The 26,355-nt window shown below is 75.4% G+C and carries 23 protein-coding genes and 1 pseudogene; 8 read left to right on the forward strand and 16 right to left on the reverse strand.

The features are described from left to right. Window positions 1-55 precede the first annotated feature (55 nt). Together ACYVOF_RS03240 and ACYVOF_RS03245 are read left to right on the forward strand one after the other, a co-directional pair. Window positions 56-775, forward strand: coding sequence for an ABC transporter permease (locus ACYVOF_RS03240; protein ID WP_460864107.1), 720 nt, complete (start codon window positions 56-58; stop codon window positions 773-775). A 29-nt stretch (window positions 776-804) separates the two neighbouring features. Then, window positions 805-1,809 (forward strand): glycine betaine ABC transporter substrate-binding protein, encoded by a 1,005-nt coding sequence (locus ACYVOF_RS03245; protein ID WP_460864059.1) that lies wholly within the window; start codon window positions 805-807, stop codon window positions 1,807-1,809. 286 nt (window positions 1,810-2,095) lie between these two features. Here the strand turns inward: ACYVOF_RS03245 and ACYVOF_RS03250 are convergent, their stop codons facing one another. Further along, window positions 2,096-2,890 carry a DUF6474 family protein gene (locus tag ACYVOF_RS03250; RefSeq protein ID WP_460864060.1) on the reverse strand — a complete coding sequence of 265 codons (795 nt, stop codon included), beginning with the start codon at window positions 2,888-2,890 and terminating at the stop codon, window positions 2,096-2,098. A gap of 186 nt (window positions 2,891-3,076) precedes the next feature. Between ACYVOF_RS03250 and ACYVOF_RS03255 the strand changes: the two genes are divergently transcribed. After that, window positions 3,077-4,705 carry a TM0106 family RecB-like putative nuclease gene (locus ACYVOF_RS03255; protein WP_460864061.1) on the forward strand — a complete coding sequence of 543 codons (1,629 nt, stop codon included), beginning with the start codon at window positions 3,077-3,079 and terminating at the stop codon, window positions 4,703-4,705. Here ACYVOF_RS03255 and ACYVOF_RS03260 read toward each other — a convergent pair. Then, window positions 4,702-5,466 (reverse strand): SDR family NAD(P)-dependent oxidoreductase, encoded by a 765-nt coding sequence (locus ACYVOF_RS03260; RefSeq protein WP_460864062.1) that lies wholly within the window; start codon window positions 5,464-5,466, stop codon window positions 4,702-4,704. The genes ACYVOF_RS03255 and ACYVOF_RS03260 overlap by 4 nt on opposite strands. A 236-nt stretch (window positions 5,467-5,702) precedes the next feature. On the opposite strand from ACYVOF_RS03260, the gene ACYVOF_RS03265 reads away from it, so the two are divergent. Continuing rightward, window positions 5,703-7,163 carry a WS/DGAT/MGAT family O-acyltransferase gene (locus ACYVOF_RS03265; protein WP_460864063.1) on the forward strand — a complete coding sequence of 487 codons (1,461 nt, stop codon included), beginning with the start codon at window positions 5,703-5,705 and terminating at the stop codon, window positions 7,161-7,163. Between the two features lie 27 nt (window positions 7,164-7,190). Here ACYVOF_RS03265 and ACYVOF_RS03270 read toward each other — a convergent pair whose 3' ends face one another. Continuing rightward, window positions 7,191-8,366 (reverse strand): NADH:flavin oxidoreductase/NADH oxidase, encoded by a 1,176-nt coding sequence (locus ACYVOF_RS03270; RefSeq protein ID WP_460864064.1) that lies wholly within the window; start codon window positions 8,364-8,366, stop codon window positions 7,191-7,193. 207 nt (window positions 8,367-8,573) lie between these two features. Here ACYVOF_RS03270 and ACYVOF_RS03275 point away from each other — a divergent pair, with 207 nt between their 5' ends. Next, window positions 8,574-9,806, forward strand: coding sequence for a hypothetical protein (locus ACYVOF_RS03275; RefSeq protein WP_460864065.1), 1,233 nt, complete (start codon window positions 8,574-8,576; stop codon window positions 9,804-9,806). Between the two features lie 84 nt (window positions 9,807-9,890). On the opposite strand, the gene ACYVOF_RS03280 is transcribed toward ACYVOF_RS03275, so the two are convergent. From ACYVOF_RS03280 to ACYVOF_RS03325, 10 genes are all read right to left on the reverse strand, one after another. Then, complete coding sequence (locus tag ACYVOF_RS03280; protein WP_460864066.1) at window positions 9,891-10,403, reverse strand: hypothetical protein; 513 nt, start codon at window positions 10,401-10,403, stop codon at window positions 9,891-9,893. A 44-nt stretch (window positions 10,404-10,447) separates the two neighbouring features. Then, window positions 10,448-10,801 carry a hypothetical protein gene (locus ACYVOF_RS03285; protein ID WP_460864067.1) on the reverse strand — a complete coding sequence of 118 codons (354 nt, stop codon included), beginning with the start codon at window positions 10,799-10,801 and terminating at the stop codon, window positions 10,448-10,450. After that, entirely contained in the window at window positions 10,798-12,582 is a 1,785-nt protein-coding gene (locus ACYVOF_RS03290) for a TIGR03767 family metallophosphoesterase (RefSeq protein ID WP_460864068.1), read from the reverse strand. Before ACYVOF_RS03290 ends, ACYVOF_RS03285 begins: the two co-directional genes overlap by 4 nt. Window positions 12,583-12,726: 144 nt before the next feature. Continuing rightward, the gene (locus tag ACYVOF_RS03295; RefSeq protein ID WP_460864069.1) at window positions 12,727-13,242 is read right to left on the reverse strand and encodes a peptidase; all 516 of its coding nucleotides are present in this window, start codon (window positions 13,240-13,242) and stop codon (window positions 12,727-12,729) included. A gap of 161 nt (window positions 13,243-13,403) precedes the next feature. Beyond that, the gene (locus ACYVOF_RS03300) at window positions 13,404-14,528 is read right to left on the reverse strand and encodes a YncE family protein (RefSeq protein ID WP_460864070.1); all 1,125 of its coding nucleotides are present in this window, start codon (window positions 14,526-14,528) and stop codon (window positions 13,404-13,406) included. Further along, window positions 14,528-15,811, reverse strand: a complete 1,284-nt coding sequence (locus tag ACYVOF_RS03305; RefSeq protein WP_460864071.1) for a class I SAM-dependent methyltransferase — start codon at window positions 15,809-15,811, stop codon at window positions 14,528-14,530. The genes ACYVOF_RS03300 and ACYVOF_RS03305 overlap by 1 nt, the downstream gene beginning before the upstream one ends. Then, a complete protein-coding gene (locus ACYVOF_RS03310; protein ID WP_460864072.1) occupies window positions 15,808-16,662 on the reverse strand; it encodes a DUF1365 domain-containing protein in 855 nt (284 codons plus the stop codon). The genes ACYVOF_RS03305 and ACYVOF_RS03310 overlap by 4 nt, the downstream gene beginning before the upstream one ends. After that, entirely contained in the window at window positions 16,659-17,945 is a 1,287-nt protein-coding gene (locus ACYVOF_RS03315; protein WP_460864073.1) for an NAD(P)/FAD-dependent oxidoreductase, read from the reverse strand. The genes ACYVOF_RS03310 and ACYVOF_RS03315 overlap by 4 nt, the downstream gene beginning before the upstream one ends. Window positions 17,946-18,063: 118 nt before the next feature. After that, complete coding sequence (locus ACYVOF_RS03320) at window positions 18,064-18,756, reverse strand: alpha/beta fold hydrolase (RefSeq protein WP_460864074.1); 693 nt, start codon at window positions 18,754-18,756, stop codon at window positions 18,064-18,066. Window positions 18,757-18,822: 66 nt separating this feature from the next. Continuing rightward, on the reverse strand, window positions 18,823-19,713 hold the full coding sequence (locus tag ACYVOF_RS03325; protein WP_460864075.1) for a hypothetical protein: 891 nt from the start codon (window positions 19,711-19,713) through the stop codon (window positions 18,823-18,825). Between the two features lie 145 nt (window positions 19,714-19,858). On the opposite strand from ACYVOF_RS03325, the gene msrA reads away from it, so the two are divergent. Continuing rightward, on the forward strand, window positions 19,859-20,581 hold the full coding sequence (msrA, locus tag ACYVOF_RS03330; protein WP_460864076.1) for a peptide-methionine (S)-S-oxide reductase MsrA: 723 nt from the start codon (window positions 19,859-19,861) through the stop codon (window positions 20,579-20,581). A gap of 83 nt (window positions 20,582-20,664) precedes the next feature. Here the strand turns inward: msrA and ACYVOF_RS03335 are convergent, their stop codons facing one another. Together ACYVOF_RS03335 and ACYVOF_RS03340 are read right to left on the reverse strand one after the other, a co-directional pair. Continuing rightward, complete coding sequence (locus ACYVOF_RS03335; RefSeq protein ID WP_460864077.1) at window positions 20,665-21,774, reverse strand: ROK family protein; 1,110 nt, start codon at window positions 21,772-21,774, stop codon at window positions 20,665-20,667. A 222-nt stretch (window positions 21,775-21,996) separates the two neighbouring features. Then, entirely contained in the window at window positions 21,997-22,401 is a 405-nt protein-coding gene (locus ACYVOF_RS03340; protein ID WP_460864108.1) for a PaaI family thioesterase, read from the reverse strand. 88 nt (window positions 22,402-22,489) lie between these two features. Between ACYVOF_RS03340 and ACYVOF_RS03345 the strand changes: the two genes are divergently transcribed. Together ACYVOF_RS03345 and ACYVOF_RS03350 are read left to right on the forward strand one after the other, a co-directional pair. Continuing rightward, window positions 22,490-23,059, forward strand: coding sequence for a TetR/AcrR family transcriptional regulator (locus ACYVOF_RS03345; RefSeq protein ID WP_460864078.1), 570 nt, complete (start codon window positions 22,490-22,492; stop codon window positions 23,057-23,059). A gap of 158 nt (window positions 23,060-23,217) precedes the next feature. After that, window positions 23,218-25,965, forward strand: coding sequence for a hypothetical protein (locus ACYVOF_RS03350; protein WP_460864079.1), 2,748 nt, complete (start codon window positions 23,218-23,220; stop codon window positions 25,963-25,965). Between the two features lie 18 nt (window positions 25,966-25,983). Here the strand turns inward: ACYVOF_RS03350 and ACYVOF_RS03355 are convergent. Then, window positions 25,984-26,355 (reverse strand): annotated as a pseudogene (locus ACYVOF_RS03355) (hypothetical protein); the annotation flags it as partial.

A 26,355-nucleotide genomic window follows, 5' to 3' on the forward strand; every position in this document is an offset into this window, starting at 1 on the left:
GGTCGACACCGAGGCGGAGGACGCGCTCGCCAAGGAGACCCGGCGCACCGAGCGCATCCGGCTGCTGGTGCAGCCGGTCGTGGTCGTCCTCGTCGCCGCGGGCGTGCTGATCTGGGCGTTCGGGATCCACACCGTCACCGCGACGGAGAGCGCCACCCTCAACGGGCCGACGATCATCAGCGAGACGCTGCAGCACATCAAGATCACGCTGGTCGTGACCGTCATCGTGCTGGCCATCGCGATCCCGCTGGGCATCCTGCTCACCCGGCCCGCGACGAAGAAGCTGGCGCCGATCTTCATCGCCATCGCCAACATCGGGGCGTCCGCGCCCGCGATCGGCCTGCTGGTGCTCTGGTACCTCATCACCCAGCAGACCGGGTTCTGGACCGGCGTGCTCCCCATCGCCTTCTACTCGCTGCTGCCGGTGCTGCGGAACACCATCCTCGGGTTCGAGGAGGTCGACCCCACGCTCGTCGACGCGGGCAAGGGGCAGGGCATGTCCGGCGGGACCATCCTGCGGCGGGTCGAGTTCCCGCTCGCCGTGCCGTACATCCTCGCCGGGCTGCGCACCACGCTGGTGCTGGCCGTCGGCACCGCGACGCTGAGCTTCCTCGTCGGCGCCGGCGGGCTCGGCGTGCTCATCGAGACCGGCTACAAGCTCAACCGTCCGGCCATCCTGATCGTGGGCGCGGTCATGGCCGTCGCCCTCGCCCTGCTCGTGGACTGGCTCGGCGCGCTCGCCGAGCAGTACCTGGGCCCGAAGGGGCTGCGCTGATGACGGTGACCCGCACGAAGGAGACGACCGTGACAGCACCGACCACCGCACGGCCCCGCCGCACCCGCCGCGCGCTCGCCGCCGTGGCCCTGGCCGCGTCGGCCTCGCTCGCCGCGGGCTGCGGCCTGCAGTCCGGCAGCGCAGTCCCCCTGGCGGTCGACCCGGGCTCCATCCAGCCCGTGGACAGCCTGAAGGGGGTGGACCTGACCGTGGGCTCCAAGGAGTTCACCGAGCAGCGCATCCTCGGCTACATCATCGAGTTCGCGCTCTCCGCGGCCGGCGCCAACGTCTCGGACCTGACGTCGATCGTCGGGTCGAACTCGACGCGGCAGGCGCTGGTCAGCGGCCAGGTCGACGTGACCTACGAGTACACCGGCACCGGCTGGCTGAGCTACCTCGGCCAGGAGAAGCCCATCGCCGACCCGGTGGCGCAGTACGAGGCCGTCAAGGAGCTGGACCTCAAGGAGAACGGCGTCGCCTGGGTCGACCCGGCCCCGATGGACAACACCTACGCGCTGGCCATGAGCCAGCAGGTGGCGCAGCAGACCGGCATCACCACGCTGTCGGAGTACGCCGAGCTGGTGAAGTCCGACCCCAACGCCGCCGGGCTGTGCGTGGAGACCGAGTTCAACAGCCGCCCCGACGGCCTGCCCGGCCTCGCCGCCGCCTACGGGTTCGACGTGGCCGCGGTGCCGACGCAGATCCTGCAGACCGGCGTCATCTACAACGAGACGGCCAACGGCAACTGCAAGTTCGGCGAGGTGTTCACCACCGACGGCCGCATCAAGGGCCTCGACCTCACCGTGCTGCAGGACGACAAGGCGTTCTTCCCGCACTACAACGCCACGATCACCCTGCTGCAGAAGACCCTCGACGAGCACCCGGCGATCGCCGAGGTCATGAAGCCCGTCTCCGACGCGCTGACCAACGAGGAGATCACCGAGCTCAACCGCAAGGTCGACGTGGACGGGTCCGACCCCGCCGACGTCGCCCGGCAGTGGATGGCGGACAAGGGCTTCATCACCATCCCCTGACGCACCACCCCGCACGGCCCGCAGCGCCCGTGGTCCTCGTGACCGCGGGCGCTGCGCCGTCCCCGCCCGGTCCCCCGCGCCTCGACCGCACACTGCCCGCAGTGTGGCCGGCCCCAGGCGGGTGCGACCGCACACTGCCCGCACTGTGGCCGGTGCCAGGCGGGTGCGACCGCACACTGCCCGCGGTGTGCGGGGCAGGCGGGGACGACGACGGCCCGCCGCGAGCGGGTGCTCGTCGGCGGGCCGTCGGGTGGTGCGGTCTGGGTGGTGCGGGCCTGCGCTCCGGTCAGCGCACCCCGAGGCGGCGCAGCAGGTCGGCGTCGATGCTGTCGAGCTCGGTGCCGATGGCGTTGTGCGCGGCCCGGCGGCGGGCGGTGGGCATCCGCTCGGCGGCGTGGACGGCCGTGGTCAGCTCGGTCAGCCGCACCGTGGTGGCCTGCTCGAAGTCGCGGTCCCGGCTGGCCCGGGCGGCCGCCTCGGTGCCCGCCGCACCGGGGTTCGCGGTGTCGAGCTCGCGCAGCGACTTCTCGAGGCCGTTGATGCGGGCGCTGAGCCTCGCCCCGTGCCCGGTGAAGTCGGCGAGGTTCTCGACGTCGACCCCGATGGAGCGCGCCCGGCGCTCGTCGAGCTTGCCGCGGAGCTGGGTGGCGCCGCGGTAGAGCAGCGGCGACGCCACCGGGAGGACGACCCGGCTGATGGCCAGGTAGCGGCGTGCCTTGGCCGGGGTGAACTGCTTGCGCTCGGCGGCCTTGCGGGCCTCGGCCGCCTCCTTCTTGCGCTGCTTGGCCGCCTTCTTCTGCGCCCGCTTGTCGAGCGCGACCGCGGGTGCCGCGGCGACCGCACCGGCTGCGGCCGAGGTGCTCTCCCGCGCCGCGGCCAGGCCGCTGGACGTCGAGGCGACCGACGCACCCTTCACCGCGCGGCCCGCACCCTTGGCCTTGCGGGCCGCCTTCTCGGCCTTGCGCGCCGCTTTGTTCGCGAACTTCAGCTCGGCCTGGGCCTGGGCCTTGAGCTGCTTGGTGTGGGCCCGGCGCAGGGCGCGGCGCGACTGCTTCTTCTGTCGCTTGCTGAACAGCCCCATCCTGGGGTCCTCCGGTGCGTCTCGACGTGCCCGCCGCGGCGGCTGGTCCCGACCGCTGCGGCCCAGGTGGGCGCCCTCGTCGGTCCCGCCCACCCTAGGGGAGCCCGGCCGGATCCTCGCCCCAGGGCTCCGGCGCCCTTCCGGCCCGGGTCGAGGTGTCGGGGCAGGGCCCTACAGTGACCTCCCGTGGAGCCGGTGCTGCTCGAGTCGGGGGTGCTGACGGGCTGCCGGCACCGGGTCTCGCTCGACGCCGCCGCGGCCGCGGGCCCCGACGCCGCCCCGGCCGTCACCGACCCGGGTGCGCTGCAGCGGGTCGAGGAGGCCCGCGAGCACCGCCGGGCGGTGGCCGCGTCCCTGGCGGCGTCCTCCCCCGGCTGGACGAGCGTGCCCGCGGCCCTGCCCCGGTCGCTGCGGGTGGAGCGGACCCGGGACCTGGCCGCCACCGGCGCCGAGCGGATCTGGGCGCCCGCGCTGCCCGACGCCGGCGGCCTGCGCGGGGCCCCCGACCTGCTGCTGCGCGCGTCCGACGGCGGCTACCTGCCCGTCATCGTCGTCAACCACCGCACCACCGACCCGGGGGCCGGCGCGACGACGTCACCGCTGGAGCACTTCGACCCCGCCCCCGACCCGGCCCGCTCCGCGCGCTCGCACACCAAGGACCGGCTGCGCCTGGCCCACGCCCGCCGCCTGCTCGAGGCGGCCGGTCTCGCGTCCGCCGACACCCGGGCCGGCGTGGTCGGGCTCGACGCGGACTGCCTGCTGGTGCACGACCTCGCCGCCCCGGACTGGCCGGGTGGGCGCAGCACCCTGGCCGAGCACGCCGCACGCGCCGCCGACCGCGCGGCCGTGGTCGCCGCGGCCGCCGGGGGCGAGGTGGTCACCGCGGCCTCGCGCGTGGGCGAGTGCCGCAGCTGCCGGTGGTGGCCCCGGTGCGAGGCGGAGCTGGTGGCGGCTCACGACGTCAGCCTCGTGGTGCGCGGCTCCGCCCCGGACGTGCTGCGGGAGGCGGGCATCACCACGGTCGACGACCTGGCCCGCGCCGAGGCGCCCCCGGCGGCGTGGCGCGGCGGCCCCTTCACCGACGCGGTCACCACCGCCCGGGCGTGGCTGGCCGGTGCGCCGCTGGTGCGCCGGCAGGCCGAGGTGCAGGTGCGCCGCGCGGACGTCGAGGTCGACGTCGACATGGAGAGCTACCTCGAGCACGGCGCCTACCTGTGGGGCACGCTGCTGGCCTGGCCGGGCGAGGAGCCCCAGTACCGCCCGTTCGCGACGTGGGACCCGCTGCCCACCGACGACGAGGCGCGCTCGTTCGCCGAGCTGTGGGCCTGGTTGACGGGGGTGCGGGAGCGGGCGGCCGCCGCGGGCCTGACCTTCGCCGCCTACTGCTACTCCGAGGCCGCGGAGAACCGCTGGCTGCTCGGCTCGGCCCGCCGCTTCGCCGGGCTCCCGGGCGTCCCCCACGAGGACGAGGTGGCCGCGTTCATCGCCTCGCCGGACTGGGTGGACGTGTTCGAGGCGGTCGGGGAGGCGTTCGTCTGCCCGCAGGGCCGGGGGCTGAAGAAGGTGGCGCCGGTGGCCGGCTTCGCCTGGGACGACGCCGAGGCGGGCGGCGAGGCGTCGATGGGCTGGTACCGCCGGGCCGTCGGCATGGACGGCGAGGTCGAGCTCGACCAGCGCGAGCGGGTGCTGCGCTACAACGCCGACGACGTCTGGGCCACCCGCGTGCTGCGGGTGTGGATGGACACCCGGGCCGCGGCCGAGGTGCCGCTGGCGGCCGACCTGCCGGTACCTCCCCCCGCGCCGGCGCCGGCCTAGCGGGGCGCCATCCGCAGCGCGCCGTCCATCCGGATGGTCTCGCCGTTGAGGTAGTCGTGCTCCACGATCATGCAGGCCAGCCGGGCGTACTCGGCGGGCTGCGCCAGCCGGGCCGGGAACGGGACGCCCTGCTCGAGCGACGCGCGGTACTCGTCGGTGACCCCGGCCAGCATGGGGGTGTCGACGAGGCCGGGGGCGATGGTGCACACGCGGATGCCCTGCCGGGCGAGGTCGCGCGCCGCGGGCAGGGTCATCGCCGCCACCCCGCCCTTGGACGCGGCGTAGGCGATCTGGCCGATCTGGCCCTCGAACGCGGCGATCGAGGCGGTGTTGACGACCACCCCGCGCTGCCCGGCGTCGTCGGCGGAGGTCTGCGCGATGACCTCGGCGGCCAGGCGCATCACGTTGAACGTGCCCAGCAGGTTGACGGTGACGACCGTGCGGAACAGCTCCAGGTCGTGCGGGCCGTCCTTGCCCAGCACGCGGCCCGCCCAGCCGACGCCGGCGCAGTTGACCACAGTGCGCAGGGGGGTGCCGGAGGCGCTGACCTGCTCGAGCGCGCCGCGCACGTCGGCCTCGCTGGTGACGTCGGCGGCCAGCAGGGTGACCCCGCCGGGGACGTCACCGCCGGCGGCGTCGATCGAGCGCTGCAGGTCGAGGCCGAAGACGGTCGCGCCGCGGTCGGCGAGGGCGGCGGCGGTGGCCGCGCCCAGGCCCGAGGCGGCACCGGTGACGAGGGCTGAGGTTCCGGAGATGTCCACGGCGTCGCACGCTACGTCGGCACCCGCGCCCGCAGCACGCGGGGCGGGGAAGGGGGTGGCTGGCCCGTCAGCCGCCTCTCGGCGAGTGGCCGCTCGTGGCGGCGATGTGTGGGCCCGGGGGCTTGAACGGGCCAGCCACCACTAGTGAACACCACCGGGCCGACAACATTCCCCTCGTGCGCCTCCGCTGCACCCGGGGCGCGAGGTTCCGCCCGCAGGCGGGCAAGATGTGACCCATGCGACAGCTCACCAGCCTCGACGCCCAGTTCCTCGCGCTGGAGAACAACCGACAGACCGGGCACGTGGGCAGCGTGACCGTCTTCGACACCTCTACCGCCCCGGGCGGGACGCTGACCGGTCCCGACATGGTCGAGCTGCTCGCCGCCCGGCTGCACCTGCTGCCGCCGCTGCGCTGGCGCCTGGTCGAGACGCCCTTCGGCCTGGACTACCCGCACTGGGTGGACGACCCGGACTTCGACCTCGACTTCCACGTCCGGGAGATCGCCCTGCCCGCCCCGGGCTCGGACGCGATGCTCGCCGAGCAGGTGCAGCGCATCCACTCCCGCCCGCTCGACCGCGGTCGGCCGCTGTGGGAGATGTACGTCGTGTCCGGCCTCGCCTCGGGCCACACGGCGCTCTACACCAAGATCCACCACGCGATCATCGACGGTGTCTCGGGCGCGGAGATCATGGGTCTGCTGCTCGACCTGACCCCCGAGGTGCGGGAGACCCCGCGCGAGGAGCCGATCCGCGCCGGCCGCACCCCGGGGCAGTGGGAGATGCTCGGCCGCGGCCTGCTCGGCCTGCCGCGCTACCCGTTCCGGGCGGCCCGGGCCCTGCCCTCGGTGCTGCCGAACCTCGACGAGACCGCGTTCGCCACCCTGCCCGGGATGGGCCTGCTGGGGCGGGCCGCGGCCAAGGTCGAGGAGGTGGCGCGCGGGGACGGCAACGCGGTGCAGCGCGCCGACCGCAACGCCCCGCGCACGTCGTTCAACGCCAAGATCAGCCCGCACCGCCGCTGGGTGTTCGGCCAGCTGCCGCTCGACGAGGTCAAGGCGGTCAAGGCGACGTTCGGCTGCACCCTCAACGACGTCGTGGTGACGCTGTGCGCGAGCGCGGTGCGGACCTGGCTGGTCGACCACGACGAGCTGCCCGCGGAGCCGCTGGTGGCCCAGATCCCGGTCTCGGTGCGCACCAAGGACCAGGCAGGCACCTACGGCAACCGCATCCTGCTCAGCTCGTCGAAGCTCTACACCAACATCAGCGACCCGGCGGAGCGCCTCGCGGCGACGTCGGAGGGCCTGAAGGTGATGAAGGAGCGGCACAAGGCAGTGCCGGCGACCGTGCTGCAGGACGCGAACAACTTCATCCCGCCGGCGCTGTTCACCCGGGCCGCGCGGGTCACGTTCTCCATGGCCCGCGCCGGGACGCCCCCGTGGAACCTGGTGGTGTCCAACGTGCCCGGCCCGCAGTTCCCGCTGTACTGCGCGGGCGCGAAGCTCGTGGCCAACTACCCCGTGTCGGTCATCTTCGACGGGACGGGGCTCAACATCACGGTGCAGAGCTACGACGGGCACCTCGACTTCGGCATCCTGGCCGACCGCGACCAGATGCCGGACCTGTGGAACGTCATCGGCTACCTCGAGGGCGCCCTGGCCGACCTGCAGAAGGCCGGGCGCGCCCGCACCGCCGGCTGAGACCAGCGGTGCGGGGCGCCGCCCGTCTCAGGCGCTGCGCAGCTCGACGGCCTCCTCCGGCTGCTCCACCTCGGGCCAGCCGATGCTCGGCGCGTGGCCGCGGAAGTTCTGCAGCCACCAGCCCCAGTCCTCGGGGACCAGCTCGAACGGGTCCTCGTGCCCCAGCTCGCGCGCGGCCCACACCGGCCAGTGCGGGTTGGCCAGCGCCGGCCGGCCGAGCAGCACCAGGTCGATCTGCTCGTCGCGGATCGCCTGGTCGGCGTTCTGCGGCACCCCGAGGTTCCAGCTGACGGTGACGGGGATCCCGACCTCGCGCCGGACCTGCCCGCCGCGCTGCACCCAGGCGGCGACGTCGTTGAAGAACGGGTCGCGCATGTCGTCGGTGTTGCCGCCCATGGACAGGTCGGCCATGTCCGCGCCGTGCTCCTTGAGCCAGCCGACGACCTCGAGGGAGTCCTCCCACTGCACGCCGTCGGGGTGGTAGTCGTCCGCCCCCAGCCGGAAGGTCAGCGGCAGGTGCTCCGGCCACACCTCGCGGACGGAGTCCATGGCCTCGAGCAGGAACCGGGCCCGGTTGGCCTTGCTGCCGCCGTAGGAGTCGGTCCGGTGGTTGGCCAGCGGGGAGTAGAAGCTGGCCGCGAGGTAGCCGTGGGCGAAGTGCATCTCGAGCCACTCGTACCCCGCCTCGAGCGCGCGGGTGGCGGCCTCGGCGTATTGGCGGTGGATGGTCCTGATCTCCGGCACCGTGAGCGCGTGCACCGGGTACGGCCGCTTGCCGAAGCCGTAGGGGACGTCCGACGGCCCGACGACCTGCCAGCCCTCGGGGTGGTCGGGGGACAGCTGCTGGCCGAGGTCGCCGCCCACCCACGGCTTGAGCTCGCTGCCGTTGCGGCCGGTGTGGCCGAGCTGGATGCCCGCGACCCCACCCATGTCCTTGATCATCGCGGTGACACGGGCGTGGCCCTCGACCTGGTCGTCGTCGTAGAGGCCGGCGCAGTGCGGGGTGGTGCGGCCCTCGGGGCTGATGGCCACCTGCTCGGGGAAGACGAGGCCGAACCCGCCGGCGGCACGGGCGCCGAGGTACATGACGTGGAAGTCGTCCATCTTCCCGTCGGTGGAGCGGTACATCGTCATCGGCGACATCGCGATGCGGTTGCGCAGCGTGACGTCCTTGAGCGTGAACGGGCTGAAGAGGTCGGGCATCGGGCGGGTCCTCCCGGTCGGACGGTCCAGAGGGCGGCCGGGTCGGCCGTCGGGGGGTAGTTCACCCGGTGCACGTCACCGCCCCGGGGCGGCGAGGTGACGTTCTCCGCACGTCGTCAACGGGCCTGGTGTGAGGGGCAGACGTTCACAGCGGGCTCCCAGCCAGGCCGGTGCCGAGCCTCACGAACGATTCCTAGCGTCCCGACCGTGCCCCACCACCCGTCGTCACCCCGCCCCGACACCCACGCCCGCCGGCGGTGGTGGCTGGGTGTCGCGGTCGTCCTCGTCGCCGCGCTCGCGGTCGCCCGGGTGGGCCTCGAGCAGACCGCGGGGACGGCCGCCGCCGCGTCCCCCGCCGCACCCCCCACTGCGCTGCCCGGCGGGACCCGCACCCCGGCACCGCACGTCGCACCCCGCGTCCGCGGCACGGTGACGGCCGAGGCGCAGGACGGCCTGACCGTGGCCGCGACGTCGGGTGCCACCGTCACCGTCGCGCTGGACGCCGGCACCCGCTACGGCACCCACCGGGCACCCGTGACCCGGGCGGCGGTCACGGTCGGCTCCGCGGTGGCCGTCGTGGGAGACCTGGCGGACGGGTCCGTCACCGCCACCCGGGTGCTGCTCGAGCCGACGCCCACCACGCCCCCGTCGTCACCCCCGCCCGCCCCCGCTCCCACCGCCACGACGACGCCGGCGGCCCCGGTCGACGCCGACGCCCGCTGCGACGTCGCCGGCGCCGCGCAGGCGGCCGTGGGCGTGGCCACCGCGGACGGGGAGCGGGCCGCGGTCGCCGTCCTCGACACCACCACCGGCACCTACACCGCGGCGGGCGAGGCGAACACCACGTTCAGCACGGCCAGCGTCGTCAAGGTGCTCATCGCCACCGAGCTTCTGCTCACCGGACAGATGAGCGGGGACACCGCGGCGACGGCCCGCGAGATGATCACCGCCTCGGACGACGACGACGCCGACGCGCTCTACGGCCTGGCGGGGGGCGACGACGTGCTTCCCGACGTCGCGGCCCACTACGGCATCACCGACCTCGGCTCCGGCCCGGCCGAGGAGGGGCAGTGGGGCGAGACGCAGGTGACCGCGGACGGCCTCGCGCACCTCTACGCGGCGCTGCACGCCGACCCGGTGGTGTGGCCGTGGCTGTCCTCGGCCATGGCCGCGACGAGCAGGACCGCCGACGACGGCACCGACCAGTACTTCGGGCTGCCCGCGGTCGCGCACAGCTGGTCGGTCAAGCAGGGCTGGATGGTCGGCCTCGGCCCCGGCGCGACCTACAACTCCACCGGGTTCGTCGACTCCGACCGCTGGGTCGTCGTCCTGCTCACCCAGGGGGCGGCGGACCAGTACGGCCAGGAGATGGCGTCGGTGCTGACCCGGGCGGCGGGGGCGGTGCTGCCCGACGGCACCGCCCCGGGCACGGCCTGCTGACCGGGGCCCCGCGCCCCCGGTCGGGCAGCGGGGGTGGTCACCACGACGACGGCCGCTGCCCGACCGCCGCCCGCCGCGCCGGCGTCACCGCGTCCCGAGCGCGCTCCACCGCCGCAGCAGCAGGGCCGCCACGAGCCCGGTCCACAGCCACGTCGCGCCCGCCCCGAGCACCCCGGTGACGAACAGTCCCAGCAGCAGCGAGACCACCCACGTCAGCACCAGCGCCGCCACGGTGAGCACCACCGCGACGACGGTCCGCCCGGGGTGGCGCCGCAGCGACCGGCCCGCACCGGTGAGCAGCGGCAGTGCGACGACGACGGCCAGCGCCCCGACCAGCGGGTGCACCACCGCCGCGGCCGCGACCAGCACCACCGCCACCAGCCACCCCACGAGCGCGTGCGGCGACGGGCGCGCCGCCCGTGCCCCGGGCCGCACCCGCCGGGCCAGCAGCCACCCCGCGACCGCCACCGCCACCACCGACGCCGCGAGGCGACCGAGGAACGCCGGCGCGGTGGCGGGCACGGGGTCCCCCACCACGAGCAGCGCCTGCACCACCGCGTGCGCCACCACCACCGCGGGCACCGCCCACCAGCTCACCCGCCGCGCCCGTGGGCGCCGCGTCCGGGACACCGCGGGCGCACTCACGACGACGGCCGGGCGGCGGCGGTGAGCACGTCCTGCAGCGACCCCGAGAACACCGTCGTCGGGCCCACCGTCACCACCAGGGTGCCCGGGTCGGCCGCGCTCGAGGTGGCGGTGACGGGTTGCTGGTCCACCGTGGACCCCGTGCAGGTGACGGCCTCGCCGTCGGCGGTGCAGACCGGGGCGGTGAGGAGGGCCACGGCGCGCTCCACCAGCACGTCGTTCGTCGCGAAGCGGACCTCCGCGAGCCGGTCCCCACCGACCGGGGCCAGCGCCGCCACCTGGCTGCAGCCGGCGAGCGCACCCAGGAGCAGCGCCGGCAGCACGGCCAGCGCCGGGCCCACCCGGGTCACCGCGGCCGCCGGGCGGCGTGGGCCGCGAGCCGGGCGCGCTCGGCGAGGTGCTGCGCCTCCAGCTCGGCGTCGGTGATGACGGAGAGGTCGAACGGGGCGGGCAGCAGCAGCTCGGTGTTGCGGTCCAGCGGCGAGCCCCGCCGCATCATCGGCGTCTCCGCCCAGTCGTTGGCGGCCAGCTCCCTGCTGCGGGAGGCGAGGTCGGCCACGCTGCCGCTGCTGCCGGGGGTGAGGGGGGAGGCGTGGTCGACCACGGTGGTGAACAGCGAGAGGGTGCCGTCGCGGTTGTCGACGAGCTCCACGAGCTGCTGCTGCTGCGGGAAGTCGATGCAGGAGGCGGTGGTGACCTCCCAGAAGCCGCCCGTGGCGGAGGTGTGGGCCAGGATCTGGTTCAGGTGGGTGTGGCCGTTGAGCCAGCCGACCACCACCGGGTACGCCAGCAGCAGGTCGACCAGCTCGTCCGCCCCGTGCAGGGTGTCGTCGAACCCCGGCCGGGTGGCCCGGTTCTCCAGGGTGAGGCTGTTGTGGTGGCTCAGCAGCAGCACCAGGCGCTGCTCCGCCCGCGCCGTCTCGAGCTGGGCGCGCAGCCACCGCAGCTGCACGTCGGGCACCGCGCCGTCGGGCCCGGCGACCTGGTTGCAGGTGTCCAGGCCCAGCGCGCGCACCCGCGGGGAGAGGTCCGCGGCCCACCACGTCTCCCCGGTGTCGAGGTTGCGCTGGGTGAAGCCGTGGCCCACCGGCCCGGGGGCGGACGTGGTGCGGAAGTGCTCGACCATGAACTCGCGCTGGGAGAACAGGTACCGGGCCGGGTCGGCGGGCACGTCGCGCAGGCCCGGCCGCACCCCCACCGCCTGGCCCAGGGCGCCCACCGCGCGCTGCAGGGGGCTCGCGGCGGAGGCGTACCCGTCGAGCGCCGCGGTGGCGGTGGCCCCCAGGGTGACCGACTTGCGGCCCCCGACGGCCAGCGCGCGCAGCTGCGGGCTGAGGTCGAACGTGCCCAGCAGCAGGGTGTCGTGGTTGCCGTAGACGGCGTACCAGGGGGCGGGCAGGCCCACCGAGTCGACGGGGGAGCCGATGGCCTGGTCGAGCAGGTCGGGCAGGCGGGGGAAGCCGTGGTCCCCGAACGAGCCGCCGGTGGGGTCGGCGGGCCGGTACGCCCAGGTCGCCTCGGGCCACGCCTGCACGCCCTGGAAGCCGGGCCCGCTGCCGCTGGTGGGGTGCACCCGCACGCCGTCGAGCACGTCGACGTACCAGCGCAGCTCGAGGTGGCTGTGCATGTCCGCGCTGTCCCCGGTGACGACGACCGCGCCGAGCGGGGCGCCGGTGACCGGGCTCGTGGCCAGGTCGGCCACCGCCGCCACCATCGCGGCGGTGACGTGGACGGTGAGCGGGTCCTGGGGGTGGAACGCCGAGCCCCAGGCGGCGTGGTCCTGGACGATCATCGGCTCGATGCGGCCGGGGGACTGCGCGTCGATGACGTGCAGGTCCGACAGGTGGCCCAGGTGCAGCAGCGAGCGCCGGGCGGTGGCCCGGCCGGTGCCGGGGGCGCGGCGCAGCACGTCGAGCCGCGGCAGGTGCGGCTCGCCGGGCCCGCTGACCAGCGTCCGGTAGCTGCGGTCGGCCACCGGGCCCTGCAGGACCGTGCCGACCAGGGTGCTGGGGGCCTGCGACGGCACGGCGGTCGCGCTGAGCGCGGGCCCCAGCACGTCGAGCCCGAGCCCGGTCGCGGCGCCGAGCACCCCGGCCCGGGTGAGGAATGCGCGCCGCGTCAGACCGGCCACCGGGACGCACCCTCCTCGACTCCCCCTGCGGCGCAGATCATAAGCAGCGGTGAACGGCGGCCACCAGGGTCGGCTCGGGCCGGTCGGGCAGCGCGGGTGGTCACCACGACGACGGGCGCTGCCCGACCGCCGCCAGGAGCGGGCTCAGGCGGCGAGCAGCATGGCGAGAACCGCGGTGTCCGGGTCGGCGATGGGGTCGACGCCGTGACGGCTGGTCATGCCCGTGACCGTGCCGCCGGGCTCGGCCTCGACCCACGCCGCGCGGTGGTCGAGGCCCAGGTGGGGCAGGCCGGGCAGCAGGACGCAGCCCGACGCGGCGCCCGCGCACTCCGGCAGCGAGGGCCGGGTCTCGGCGGGCGGGTGCAGCAGGAGCAGCGCGGGCGGCTGCTGGGCGGCGAAGCAGCCGGGGGCCACGGCGCGCTCCCCGAGGACGGGCCCCTCGGCGACGACGAGGCCGACGGTGCCGGGCTGCGGGTCCTGCGGCAGCTCCTCGTGCACCCGGAAGACGGTGGTGGTGCTGAGCAGGCCGGGCACGGTGGCCACGCGGACGGCGAGCAGCAGCAGCTGCGCCCACTCGCGGGTGGTGTCGGGCCAGCGGCCGGAGACGACGAACCCGCGCAGCTCACCGCGGGCCTGGAAGGGGGCGACCTCGACGTTCACCGGTGACCTCCTGCTGGTGGCCGGCGCCCGGCACGCGGTCCGCGTGCCGGGCGCCGGTGCTCGTGGGCCGAGAGTGGCCTGCGGGGCGCTGGCACACAAGTGGTGCCGAGTGCCAGGCGCCCTACGTCTGTGGACGGGACCTCGCGTCCTGGCTGCAGGCATCACGCACGGCTGGGCACCATCGACGAGGGGATCACCTGCAGCAGGCCGTCCGCCTCACCGGCGACGACGAGGTCGCCGGTGGTGGGGTCGGCGCACACCGAGTTCGGCTGCTGCACCGTGGGCAGGCTGCCCAGCAGCCGCGGCGCGGTGGGGTCGGCCACGTCGATCACGTCGAGCCGGTTGTCCCCGGTGACGGTGACCAGCAGCAGCATCCGCGCCGGGTCGTAACCCAGGCCGTAGGGGGTGCCGCCGGTCTCGACGGTCGCGGCCTGCTCGACCTGCGGGGTGATGCGCAGGATCTCGACCTTGCCGCCCGCGGTGTCGGCCACGGCGGTGAAGCCGGCCTGCGCGCCGGTGCCCGCGGGCGTGCCGGGGGCGGCCAGGGCGATCGAGTGGGTGAGCTGGGTGCCGACCTTGGCCGAGGCCACCTCGGTCATCGTCGTCGTGTCGTAGACGAACACCCCGAGCCCGCGGACGTCGGAGACCTCGGCGTAGTTCCCCACCGCGGCCACGCCCCCGGGCTGCACGGGACCGGGCGGCAGCTCGCCGACGATCTGGCCGTCGCGGACGAAGATGACCCCGCCGCCGAGCTCGTCGGCGACGACGATCGTCCCGTCGGCGCAGCGGGCCGCGTCGTGCGGGTTGCGCCCCACGGCCACGACCGTGGTCTCGACCGTGCCGTCGAAGCCGACCAGCAGCAGCGTGTCGGTCTGCTCGAGGGGGGCGATGACCGGCCCGTCGGGCTGCGCCAGCTCGAGGTGCCGCGGCGAGCCCTTGGTCTCCACGGTCTGCGTGGTGCGCCCGGAGGCGAGGTCGACGATCGCGAGCCGGTCGGGGTTGCGCAGCCCCACCATGGCGGTGCCCGACGTGCCGACGACGATGCCCTCGGGCTGGTCCCCGACGGGGAACGTGCGCCCCGCGGGGGTGGTGGACGGGGCGCCGGCCGCGCCCGGCTCGGCCGGGCCGGGGCGCAGCGCGGGGTCGTCCGACGTCGGGGAGCTCGGGGTGCTGGAGCCGGTGGGCTCGGACCCCCCGGACCCCGACGACCCGCCGCACGCGGCGAGCACCGCCGCCAGCCCGGAGGCGCCGGCGGCGGCGAGGAACGCGCGCCTGTCGAGGGCCATCAGTCGCGCCCCATGCCCAGCTGCCACACGTCGAGGTACCGGGTGGCGAAGCCCGCCTCGCAGTAGCCGAGGTAGAAGTCCCACATCCGCTGGAACGTCTCGTCGAAGCCGAGCTCGCGCACCCGGTCCTGCCGGGCGTCGAAGGCGGCGCGCCACCGGGCCAGGGTGCGGGCGTAGGACGGGCCGAGGCGGCGGGACTCGAGCACCCGCAGCGACGTCTCCGCCGCGTTGACCTCGTCGATCGCCTGCAGGCTGGGGATGATCCCGCCTGGGAAGATGTACTTGTGGATCCAGCTGTAGCTGCCCGCGGTGGCCAGCATGCGGTGGTGGGCCATGGTGATGGCCTGCAGGCCGAAGCGGCCGCCCGGGGCCAGCAGCCCGTCGACGGTGCGGAAGTACTCGCCCCAGTACTGCTTGCCGACGGCCTCGATCATCTCGACGCTGACAACGGCGTCGAACTGCCCGCGCACCTCGCGGTAGTCGCTGAGCCGCACCTCGACGCGGTCGGCGAACCCGGCGTCGGCGATGCGCTGGTCGGCGAGCACCTTCTGCTCCTCCGACAGCGTCACGGTGAGCACGGTGGCACCCCGCTCGGCCGCCTGGATGGCGAGGCCGCCCCAGCCGCTGCCGATCTCGAGCACCCGGGAGCCCGACCGCACCCGGGCCAGGTCGAGGATGCCCTCGTTCTTGCGGCGCTGGGCGTCGACGAGCGGCTCGCCCGCGGCGTCGGGCGCGGCCGGGTCGGCGAACCACGCCGAGGAGTAGCTCATGGTGTCGTCGAGGAACGTGCGGAACAGGTCGTTGCTGAGGTCGTAGTGGCGGTGGATGTTCTCCCGCGCCCCGTCGAGGTCGTTGCGCTCCTGCTCGGGCGTGCCGCGGTCGACGAGGCGGCGTAGCCGCTGCAGCGGCACGGGCACCAGGTCGGCCATGTGCTCGGCCAGCGGGGAGAGCACCTCCGGCAGCGACTCGGAGTCCCAGTCGCCGGTCATGTACGCCTCGCCGAAGCCGATGAGCCCGTGCGCGCCGACCCGCTCGAAGAAGGCGTCGGGGCGCAGCAGCTCCATGACGGGCGCCCCGGTGCGGCCCGAGCCGCGGGTGCTGCCGTCGGGGAACCGGACCAGCAGCTCGAGGCCGTCCACGGCGCGCAGGAAGATCTTCTCGGCCACCTTGCGGCGCACCGGGTTGCTGGGCACCGCGGCCAGGCCGGGCCAGTGGCCCTCGGCCGGCAGCGGGATCTGGTGCGCCCGTGCGGCGGTCGTGGTGCGGTCGGTGGTGGTGGTCATCGGACTCCCTCCCAGGTGGAGCGCTGGGGATGTGGTTGGACGGGCAGCGAGCCGCGCCGTCCCCGCCACCACAGCGCGATGCCGTGGCGACGGATGAGCGCACTGGTGCGGACGGTGGGCCAGGTGTGGCGGGCCAGGGTGGCGAGCACGGCGCCGGTGGTGGCCGGGACGCGGTGCCCGCGCAGGGTGGCGGTGAAGGGTCGGCTGTCCCGCGCGGGGTCGGCGGCGGGCTCCGGGGCGTCGGTGGTGGGGTCCGTCGCGGCGGCGGGCAGCGCGAGGGTGATGGAGACGTCCACCCGCTCGCCCGGGTCGCTGATGGCCATCTCGTAGTGCCCGGCGGTGGTGAAGAACGGGGAGACGGGGAACGCCTTGTCCACCTGGGCCCGCCCGGCGTCGTCGCGGTGCACCTCGTAGACGTGGCGCCCGGCGTAGGTGTTGTGCACCTCGGCCAGCACCAGGTCGACGTCGCCGTCCGCGTCGAGCAGCCAGTGCACGGAGATCGGGTTGAACACGTGGCCCAGGGTGCGGGGCTGGGTGAGGGTGAGCACGCGGGCGGGGCGCGGGCGGTGGTGCCGGGAGCACCAGGCGTCGACCGCGCCGCGCAGGGTCGCCTCGACCCCGTCGAAGTGGTCGGCCCCGGTGAAGCGGACCTGGCCGGCGAGCAGCCGGGGCAGCGCGCGGGGTCGGCCGTCGGCGTCGAGGGTGTCGAGGTCGACCAGCCAGGGCCGCACCCGGTAGGAGAAGCCGTGGGTGGTCGGGGCGCGCCGGGCGTGCCCGACGACGGCGTCGTAGAGCCACGGCCCGGTGGTGGTGGTGCGCACGTCGGACCGGGTGCGCGTCGGGGCGCTCACCACGACCCGCCCAGCGCCTCGGCGGCCTTGAGCCCGGCCAGCGCCCCGTCCTCGTGGAAGCCCCAGCCGTGGTACGCGCCGGCGAAGGCGGTGCGGGTGCCGGGGCGCTGCAGCTCGGGCAGCCGCTGCTGGGCGGCGACGGAGTCGAGCGTGTACACGGGGTGGGTGTAGGCCATGGTGGCGATGACCGAGGCCGGGTCGATGCGGTCGGTGCTATTCAGGGTGACGACGAAGTGGTCGCTCGAGGTGAGCCGCTGCAGCCGGTTCATGTCGTAGCTGAGGATCGTCTGCTGGCCGAGCTCGCCGGCCTCGCAGGAGGGCAGCCGGTAGTTCCAGGACGCGGCCGCGCCGGCGTGGGTGGGCAGCAGCGTGGTGTCGCGGTGCAGCACGGTCTCGTTGGCGGAGTAGCCGAACGCGCCGAGCACGTCCTTCTCGTCGGGCGTGGCGTCGGCCAGCAGGCCCAGCGCGGTGTCGGCGTGGGTGGCCACCACGACGCGGTCCACCTCGGTCGTGGTGCCGTCCTCGCCGGTGACGGTGACCCCGTCGGCGTGGCGGGTCAGGGTGCGCACCGGGGCGGCCGTGCGGGTGGCGGGCAGCCGCGCGGCGAGGGCCTCGACGTAGGTGCGCGAGCCGCCGGTGACGGTGCGCCAGGTGGGGGAGCCGCCCACGGAGAGGTAGCCGTGGTGGGCGAAGAAGCGGAACAGGTACTTGGCCGGGTAGGCCAGCGAGGTCTGCGGCCCGGCCGACCACACGGCGGAGACGAACGGGACCATGAAGTGGCGGACGAAGTACTGCGAGTACCCGCCGACCTCGAGGAACCCGCCCAGGGTGAGCTGGTCGAGCTGGTCGGAGGCCAGCACGCGGTGGGCCTGGCGGTGGAACTTCGTGACCTCGAGCAGCATGCGCAGGTACTGCGGGTTGGCGGCGCTGGGCGCGGCGAACAGCCCGCGCAGCCCGCGCGCCCCGGCGTACTCCAGGCCGCAGCCCTCGCAGTGCACCGACATCGACATCTCCGACTCCTGGGTCGGCACGTCGAGCTCGGCGAACAGCCGCAGCAGTGTCGGGTAGGTGCGCTGGTTGTGGACGATGAAGCCGGAGTCCACGGCCACGGTCGCGCCGGCGGAGTCGACGACGTCGTGGGTGTGGGCGTGCCCGCCGAGGCGGGGCTCGGACTCCAGCAGCACCACGTCGGCGGAGCGGGCCAGCACGTGGGCGGCGGTGAGCCCCGAGACCCCGGCGCCGACGACGGCGACCTTCTCGCGCCCGGTGCCCGGATCGCCCACGACATGACCTCCTGCTGGTGCCCGCGACCGTCCCTCGGCCACGTCACGGGTTCGCAGTCGCTGCCCCGCGCGGTTCGCCCGGCGGTGATCGTCGCAGGCGGGGTGCGGGGCCCCGGGGTCAGGCGGTCAGGGCGGGCAGCGGGACGTCGAGCCGGCCCCGGGCGCCGGCGTCGAACGCGGCGTCGAGGACGGGGTCGACCCCGCGGCCGAGCACGGCCCGCACGCCGGCGACCGCGAAGGCGTGCCAGCGGCCGGGGCGCAGCAGCATCATGTGCTCGTCGCGGCGGACGACGAAGCGGGCCAGCCGTCCGGCCACGCCCTCGGCGCGCTCCGCCCACCGCAGCGAGAGGTCGGTGTGCACCCAGCGGTCCCAGGTGCCGTGGGCCAGGACCACGGTCTTGCCCCGCACGGCCTCGACCGGCTCGCCGACCGGGGTCCACGGGGCGAGGCCGACCACCCCGCGCACCCGGGGGTGGTCGGCGCAGGCCAGGCCGGCGCGGCCGCCCATGGAGTGCCCGACGAGGACCACGGGGGAGCGGCCGGGCAGCGCGTCGAGCACGGCGCGGACGTCGCGGGCCGGGTCGGCGGCCGGACCGTTCCAGCCCCTCACGCGGTAGGCGACCGTGCCCAGGGCCACGTCGGGCAGCCCGGCGAGCAGGGGGTCGACGTAGCGGCGCAGCCGGCGGCGGCCGAAGGACTCCTCGTCGGCGGGCAGGTCGGAGTCGGCCGTGCCGCCGGGGAGCAGCAGCACGACGGGCTCGTCGCCCACCGCGGCGCGCTGCCAGCGGACGTCGGGCAGGGGGCTGGGCACGGGACCATCCTCCCGGCGCGGTGCGGGGGGCGCCCGGCGGCGCCCTGTGACCTGCGCGTCAGGGCGTCACATCAGGAGGAGCAGCGCGACGGCGACGGCCGCCACCACGACCACGCCGAGGACGGCCCACACCCACACCGGGGGGCGGCGCGAGGCCGGGGGTCCGAAGGGGTCGGCACCCGGACGCGCGGGCCCGGCCGCTCCGGGGGCGTCGGCCAGCCACGGGGGCAGCGAGGCGCGCAGCTGCTCCGGGGAGACGGCCCACTGCTCGCTGGCCGGGCGTGACGGGGTGCGCACCACCTGCGTGGTGTCGGCGGGCGCGGCGGGGCGCGGCGGCACCCGGGGGGTGCCCCGGGAGCCGGGGGGCGCCGGGCGGGAGCGCACCACCTGGGTGGCGTCGGCGGGCCCGGACCCGACGGGGGCACGGCCGGGCGGGGTGCGGACCCGGCGGGTCGGGCCGGTCGCGGGGCTCGGGTGGTCGTGGCCCAGGTTCAGGCCGGACGGGGTGGCCGGGGCATCCGTCGGGGGTGCGGGGGCCTGGGGTGCAGGCGTGGGCGTCGGCCGGGCCCGGCGGGCGACGACCTGGGTGGCGTCGGCGGACGCCGGCTCGGACGGGGTTGCCGGGGTGCGCCGGACCCGGGTGGTGGCGTCGGCGTCGGCCGGGCCGGGAGGCGGGGTCCAGGTCGGTGCGGACGGCGGGATAGGGGCCGGGGTCGGGGACGGGGTGGGGCTCACGGGCGGGGGGCCGTCGCCGATGCGGGGCATCACCCCGGTGCTGGTGTCGTCGGGGGAGCGCTCCTGCCACCGGAACGGGGCGGGGGCGAACGGCGCGGCCGGGGGGCCCGCGGCGGCGGCCTCGGCGAGCAGGGCGTCGCGGCGGCGGCGGTGCTCGGCGGGCTCGAGGCGGCCGGCGTCGAGCTCGGCGTCCAGCGCGCGCAGGTCGTCCTGCCACCCCACGGCCGCTCCTCCCCTCGTGCGTCCTCCCCGGCCGACCATCATGCCCGGCAGGGGCCCCGCACCGTCCCGCGGTGCCCGCCCGGGCTCGGGAGCGGCTCCCCGTCGCCCCCGAGCCGGGTGCGGTGGCCGCGCGTAGCCTCGGCCCATGGCTTGGTACGACGCGATCCTCGGTGGCAGCTCGAAGATGATCACGGCGGAGGAGGCGCTTCCCGGACGCGACACCCCGCTGCGGGTCCCGGACGACCACTACGTCAACGGGCACGCCATCAAGCCCCCGTTCCCGCAGGGCATGGCCACGGCCGTGTTCGCGATGGGCTGCTTCTGGGGTGCGGAGAAGGAGTTCTGGGAGCTCGGCGGCGTGTGGTCCACCGCGGTCGGCTACGCCGGTGGCTGGACGAAGAACCCGACCTACGAGGAGAACTGCACCGGCCGCACCGGGCAGACCGAGTCGGTGCTGGTGGTGTTCGACCCCGAGCAGATCACCTACGACGAGCTGCTCGTCCAGTTCTGGGAGAACCACGACCCCACCCAGGGCATGCGCCAGGGCGCGGACCGCGGCAGCCAGTACCGCTCGGCGATCTTCGCCACCGACGAGGAGCAGCTGACGAAGGCGCTGGCCACGAAGTCGGCGTTCCAGGAGAGCCTGACGGCGGCCGGGTACGGCGAGATCACCACGGAGATCGCGCTGCTCACCGAGGCCGGTGACGGCGAGTTCTACTACGGCGAGGACTACCACCAGCAGTACCTGGCCAAGAACCCCAACGGCTACTGCCCCGTGCACGCCACCGGGGTCTCCTGCCCCACCGGCCTGGGCGTCAAGACCGCGAACCAGACCATCGCCCAGCAGGACGTCATCCCGCCCCGCTAGTCCCCCCAACCCCCGCATGTCGCGGGCTACCTGCGCGCGGGCCCGCCCCGACGTCGACAGGTAGCCCGCGACATGCGGGTCGGTCACGGCGGTGGGAGCTCCGCCTGCCACTCGGCCGTCGCGGCTGCCGCGGCGGCGTCGTCGGCTGCGTCGAGCACCGGCTCGTCCGGCTCGTCCAGGGTGGACTCGACGACCCACCACGCGGCCCCGATGAGCGCGGCGTCGTCCGGGCGGGCCGCGGGGACGATCGGCACCCGCCTCGTGGTGCGCTGCAGCGGCGGCTGGACCCGGTCCCACGACCGGGCGATCGAGCCCCCGACGACGACCACGTCGGCCCCGAACGAGCCGATCCACGGGTTCACCGCGCGGCCGAGCGCCTCGAAGGCCCGGCGCAGGACCTTCTTCGCGTCCGCGTCGCCGGCGTCCGCGCGGGCGGCGATCTCGGCGACGTCGACGTCCTCGCCGGTCCGCTCGGCGTAGGCACGGCGCAGGGCCCGGCGGGACACCGTCTCCTCCAGGGGGCGGCCGTCGACCTCGAGCAGGTGCACCCGGCCCTCCGGCGGGACTTCCGGTCCCGAGGCCAGGACCACCTCGCGGTCGACCCACGCCGACCCGACCCCCGTGCCCAGCGTCAGGGCCACGGTCCGGCCCCACCACGCGCCCGCGCCGGCCACGCACTCGCCGATCCCGAACGCGTCCGCGTCGTTGAGGAACACCACGGACTCCGCGGCGAGCCGTTCCACGAGGCCCGCGCGGACGTCGACCCCGTTCCACGCGTCGAACTTGCCCACGCCGGTGAAGCGGCCGATCCCGGTGTCGTAGTCGAAGGGGGACGGCATCGCGACGCCCCAGTGCCCGTGCGTCGCGCCCAGCGCCCGGCCCGCGTCGCCCAGGGCGTCGAGGAGCTCGCCCGCGGCGGCGGACCCGTCGAGGTCGCGGCGCACCGGTCCGGCCACCACCGTGCCCTCGGCAAGGTCGACGGTGGCCGCGGTGACGTGGGTGCCGCCCACCTCCAGCACGGGCACCGGGCCGGGCTCGGGCCAGCCGTCGGCGATGCGGACGAAGCGGGCCCAGGAGCGGCGCCGCTCGCGCCGGCTCGGGGCGACGGTGAAGAGCTCGTCCTCGACCTGGGTGGCCATGAGCTCGGCGGCCGTGCGCAGCGGGGTCGGGCGGGGTCCGGGTCCGGTGCTCATCCCGGGCATCGTCGCACCCGGGCCCGGCCGTCGGGACCGACCGCGCGGAGCTTTTCTCTGCGAGCGTCGGCGCACCACAGGGGGGCCGCGGCGGTGCCCGGTGCACGGTCCGGCAGCAGGAGTGGTCACCACGACGACGCCTGCTGCCCGATCGAGCGGGGACGGTCGTCCGGACCGCGGGTGGTGCGCCGACGCGTGCAGAGCACAGCGGGCGGCGGCCGGCTACTGCCCGGGCCGGTCCACGTTCTGCAGCCGCACCTGCCCGCGGGCCAGCTCCTTGCCGTCCTCACGGCTGATCACGACGAGCCACAGCTGCTGGGTGCGGCCCTGCTGCAGCGCCGTGGCCACCAGCTCGGCCCGGCCGCCGGAGGAGGCCCGGAGGAAGTCCGTCGAGTTGTTCAGCCCGACGGCGAACTGGCCGCGATCGGCCACCGCGATCGACGCACCGACGCTGGCCGCGCTCTCCACGGCGGTGGTGTAGACGCCGCCGTGCACGACGCTCCACGGGGTGTGGTGCTCCGAGCCGAGGTCGAGGTGCCCGACGACGCGGGTGCCGCTGGCTTCGGTCATCTCCAGGCCCGCGGCCTTGAGGAATGCCGGCGCGGCGGCGGGGGAGAGGTCGGGCAGTCCGGGGTGCAGCGAGGCCACGGGGCAGTCCTCCAGAGGTCGTCGGTGCTAGTCAGCACGCTCGTCGCTGTCTATCATGACGAACGTCATGACAGCAACGGACCGCACGCCGCGCGAGCGGGTCGTCGACGCCGCGGCCGAGCTCGTCGCGCAACGGGGCGTCGCCGGGGTAGGGATGCGCGAGGTCGTCGCGCACGCCGGCGCCCCGCGGGGCTCGCTGCAGCACTACTTCCCCGGCGGCAAGGCCCAGCTGGTGGCCGAGGCGCTCGTCCAGGCCGACCGGGTCGGCGGCGGCCCGCTGCGCCGCGGGGCCGCCGAGGGCGACACCCCCGCCGAGCTCCTCGCCCGGTGGTGCGGCTGGTGGCGCCGCCGCCTGGAGCGCACCGACTTCCGCACCGGCTGCCCGCTGGTGGCGGCAGTGGCCGACGACGCGGGCGTCGAGGACGCCCGGACCGCCCTCGACGCCTGGCAGGCCGAGGCCGCAGGGGTGCTCGAGCGCACCGGGCACGACCCCGAGCGGGCGACGTCGCTCGCCTCGGTGCTGGTCAGCGCGGTCGAGGGCGCGGTCGTCCTCGCTCGCGCGCAGCACTGCACCGCCCCGCTGGACGCCGTCGAGCGCGAGCTGGCCCCGCTGCTCGACCGGCGTCCGCCGCGCTGACCCGGGCGGACCGGCCCGGTGGCACCGGTTCCGAGGACCTCGCGCGAGCGAGGGTCTCGACCGGGCGGGCACCTTGTGCGTAGCGTGCTCCACTGATCACAGGGAGTAGCCCAGGTTTCCGACCCGGCCGCCCTCGGTCGTGCCCGCAGAGGACCCCGATGAGCGCTCCCCGACCCACCCGTGTCCCGCGTCCCGTCTGGCGTGTCGTCGTCGTGGTCGTGGCCGCGCTCGTCACCGCGGGGGGCGCCCCGGCCCTCGCCGCACCCCGGGCGGCCCAGGACCCGGGTGGTACTACCTCGGCGGAGCCGTCGGCGGGCAGCACCGCGACCAGCACTGCCACCAGCACGTCGGCGACCACCGCACCCACCGCCAGTGCTGCTGCCACTGCCGACGACCCCTCGAGCAGCCCCGACCCGACCGGACCGGTCCCGTCGGGCGCGCCACCGCAACCGGCGCTGGACGCGTCCTCCGGGTCCCTCGGCGCGTCGTCACCCGCCCACCCCGACGAACCGAAGATCGGGGTGCCGCTGGAGACCCTCTCGGACGACTCCCGCGGTGAGGTGGTTCTCGACGGTGCACCGATCGCCTTCCGCCTCGGCGGGCCCGGGTTCACGAACCTGGCGTTCATCGCGGTGGCGGACCGCGGTATCCCCTCCTACGACCAGTATCCCGTGGGACTGGGGTTTGCCGACGCGATCAGCAGGGTGCAGGGCTACGCGAGCAGGCCGAAGTCGGTCATGGCTGTGGTCAGCATCCGTGGCGGTGACGGCCCCCGGGTCAACGACACCGACGGTCTGAACGCCCTGGCCCGCGCCATCAGCGCTCCCGAGCTGACCCCCGACGAGGCCGCGCGGGTGCGCGCTGGGGCTGCGGTCTCCATGCTCGGGGTGCCCGGCCGAGCCGCGGGGTCCGGTTACACCAAGGTGGCCCCGCTCCCCGACTCCGGCGACGGCGGCAACCTCCGCGGCCTCGTGCGCTGGAACCCGGGCCCCAAGACCTACAGCTTCGTGCCGACGACCCCCCGGCTGATCGACACGTCGGCGCTGACCACCCGCCGGTGCGACCCGGCCGAGAGGGACTTCTGCACCGGGCAGAACTCCATCTCGATCGACCGGGTGCAGACCGCGGCGGACCCCCGGCCGGTCGACACGTACTCGGTGCAGCTGCCGCTGGGCAAGCGCGACGGGTTCCAGGTCCTCTCGCTGGACAGCCGGACCCTCGCGCTGCGCACCAACGACGTCATCGACGCCGACAACGCCGAGAGCGGCTCCACCCCGTTGTACGCCGCGCTGCAGCGCGCGTTCGACCCCGGCCCGTCCGGTGGCGTGCCGCCCCTGGTCGTCGTGCAGAGCATCGGACGGCCGAAGGCCTTCCAGGGCTGGCAGGCCTCCGGCGACCTGCTGCAGTCCGCCGGTGGGTCGAGGCAGGCCCTGCTCGCGCTCGACGGGGCGACCGGGGATGCGACCACGCCCAGCAGCGACTACACGTTCATCGGCAGCACACGGGCGGGCGCGGCCGCCGTCCAGGCGTCGGGGAAGCTGGGCCAGCAGGGGCCCGTCACCGGCGTCCTGCAGCCTGCGCACGACACGAGCTACCTGCCGCAGGTGTCCACCCCGGACGGTGGCGCGGCCACCGGCGGCAACCTCGAGCAGGTGCGGATCGACTACCAGGCACCGCAGGCGTTCCCCGCTGTCGACGCCGCGTCCGAGGCCTATCTCGGCAGGGCGATCAACCTCCCCGGGTGCGCCGACGGGGCCACACCGCCCCCCGGTGGGCCTGCCTGCAGCTTCCGGCGGCTCTACGTCACCGGTTTCGACGCCGACTGGGGCGACTTCGCCGCCAAGCTCCGTGCCGTGGCCCCGCCCAGCCCGCCGGCCCCCGGTTTCGACGCCACGAAGGCCCAGCTGCTCACCGAGCTCGGCATCATGACCCAGGTCAAGGACTTCTACGTGGGCCTGGCCTCACGCCTGGCGACCGTCGCTGCGGCGGGCACGCCCAACGACCTGCGCAAGGCCGGTGACGCGATCGTCGCCGCCGTCACCCAGACCGTGAAGCCGGCGAGCACGGGCTTCTTCGACGCCATGAAGATGGTCAGCGCGATCATGGGGGTCGTCACCCTCGTGGTGCCCGAGCTGAAGGCCGCATGGGGTCCGTTCTCGGCGATGTACAGCCTGGGCTCCACGATCTACGGCGCAGCCGTCACCCCGGACAAGCCCGACAACACCCTGGCCGACGCCGTCAAGGTGCAGGTCGCCAACCTCGGCGAGCAGGCCCAGCTCTCGCTCCGCAACGGCCAGTTCGTGCCCGTGCAGGAGGGACAGGTCGTCGCGGGCGACTGGGGGCGGCTGCAGTCCGTGTCGCGGCTGCTCGGCCAGGGCGCGTGGACCCTGCCGCCGCAGGACGGCGGGTTCGCCGGGGACGTGGAGCGAGGCCTGCGCACCTTCTTCTACAAGTCGGTCATCTCGCAGACCTACCCGCTGCTGCTGCAGGTGGACCCCGTCGCCGCCTACCTGTTCAAGGACGCACCGCTCCCCGGCTCGCCGCAGACGATGACGTGCTTCCGGTTCAGGCCCTTCCCGTTCTCGAACGTCGCGGACTACTTCCACCCGTGGCAGAACCTGCCCGTGTCCGCGTCGGCCGTGCTGACGGTCGCCTACCAGGCGGGGGAGGGCGGGCAGCCGGTGCGCCGGCTGGTGTTCCCGACCATCGCCGGGCCCGTGATGGACAACCCCGCCGACGACACGAACGTCGTCCGCAACACCCTCCCGGCCGCCGTCGCGCAGCAGGCCTTCGGCGACGACGTCGACAGCGGCGTCCGCATCAACCCCCTGGAGTACTTCAGCCCCCGGTACTTCCCCTCGATCCGGGCCGCGGCCTACGGGACCCCGTTCTGCGGTCTGTACTGACGGCGCGACCCGACGGACTCAGCCCGGCGTCGGCCCGGCGGCCAGGATCGCGGCCAGCTCCGGGGAGTCCACGACCACCCCGGACCCGCCCGGCACCACCGTGAACGTGACCGGCGTGGTGGTGGTCGTCCCGTCGAGCCGGACCACGACGAGGTCGGCGGTCACGGTGCCCCCGTCGCGGGCGTCGACGGTCGCGAGCTCGAAGGACAGGACCTGGTCGAGGTAGCGCTGCGCGCCCAGCGGGCCCACCCCCCGCAGCGCGGGCCCCGCGTCGGTCAGCGCCGCGGCCGGGTCGTCGGAGAGCCCGGCGACCAGGCTGCTCACCGCGGCCCCGGCCGTCGCGGCGGGGACCGCGGGCGGGGCGGGAGCGGGCGCCGGGGCGGCCGCGGC

This window comes from Rhodococcus aerolatus (genome assembly GCF_054783215.1).

What these genes read in the sequence shown, in the direction of transcription:
- ACYVOF_RS03265 (WP_460864063.1), top strand. Translation starts at nt 5,703, where the DNA reads ATGCGACAGCTCACCAGCCTCGACGCCCAGTTCCTCGCGCTGGAGAAC.
- ACYVOF_RS03300 (WP_460864070.1), bottom strand. Translation starts at nt 14,528, where the DNA reads ATGGCCCTCGACAGGCGCGCGTTCCTCGCCGCCGCCGGCGCCTCCGGG.
- ACYVOF_RS03305 (WP_460864071.1), bottom strand. Translation starts at nt 15,811, where the DNA reads ATGACCACCACCACCGACCGCACCACGACCGCCGCACGGGCGCACCAG.
- ACYVOF_RS03270 (WP_460864064.1), bottom strand. Translation starts at nt 8,366, where the DNA reads ATGCCCGACCTCTTCAGCCCGTTCACGCTCAAGGACGTCACGCTGCGC.
- ACYVOF_RS03335 (WP_460864077.1), bottom strand. Translation starts at nt 21,774, where the DNA reads ATGAGCACCGGACCCGGACCCCGCCCGACCCCGCTGCGCACGGCCGCC.
- ACYVOF_RS03350 (WP_460864079.1), top strand. Translation starts at nt 23,218, where the DNA reads ATGAGCGCTCCCCGACCCACCCGTGTCCCGCGTCCCGTCTGGCGTGTC.
- ACYVOF_RS03345 (WP_460864078.1), top strand. Translation starts at nt 22,490, where the DNA reads ATGACAGCAACGGACCGCACGCCGCGCGAGCGGGTCGTCGACGCCGCG.
- ACYVOF_RS03250 (WP_460864060.1), bottom strand. Translation starts at nt 2,890, where the DNA reads ATGGGGCTGTTCAGCAAGCGACAGAAGAAGCAGTCGCGCCGCGCCCTG.
- msrA (WP_460864076.1), top strand. Translation starts at nt 19,859, where the DNA reads ATGGCTTGGTACGACGCGATCCTCGGTGGCAGCTCGAAGATGATCACG.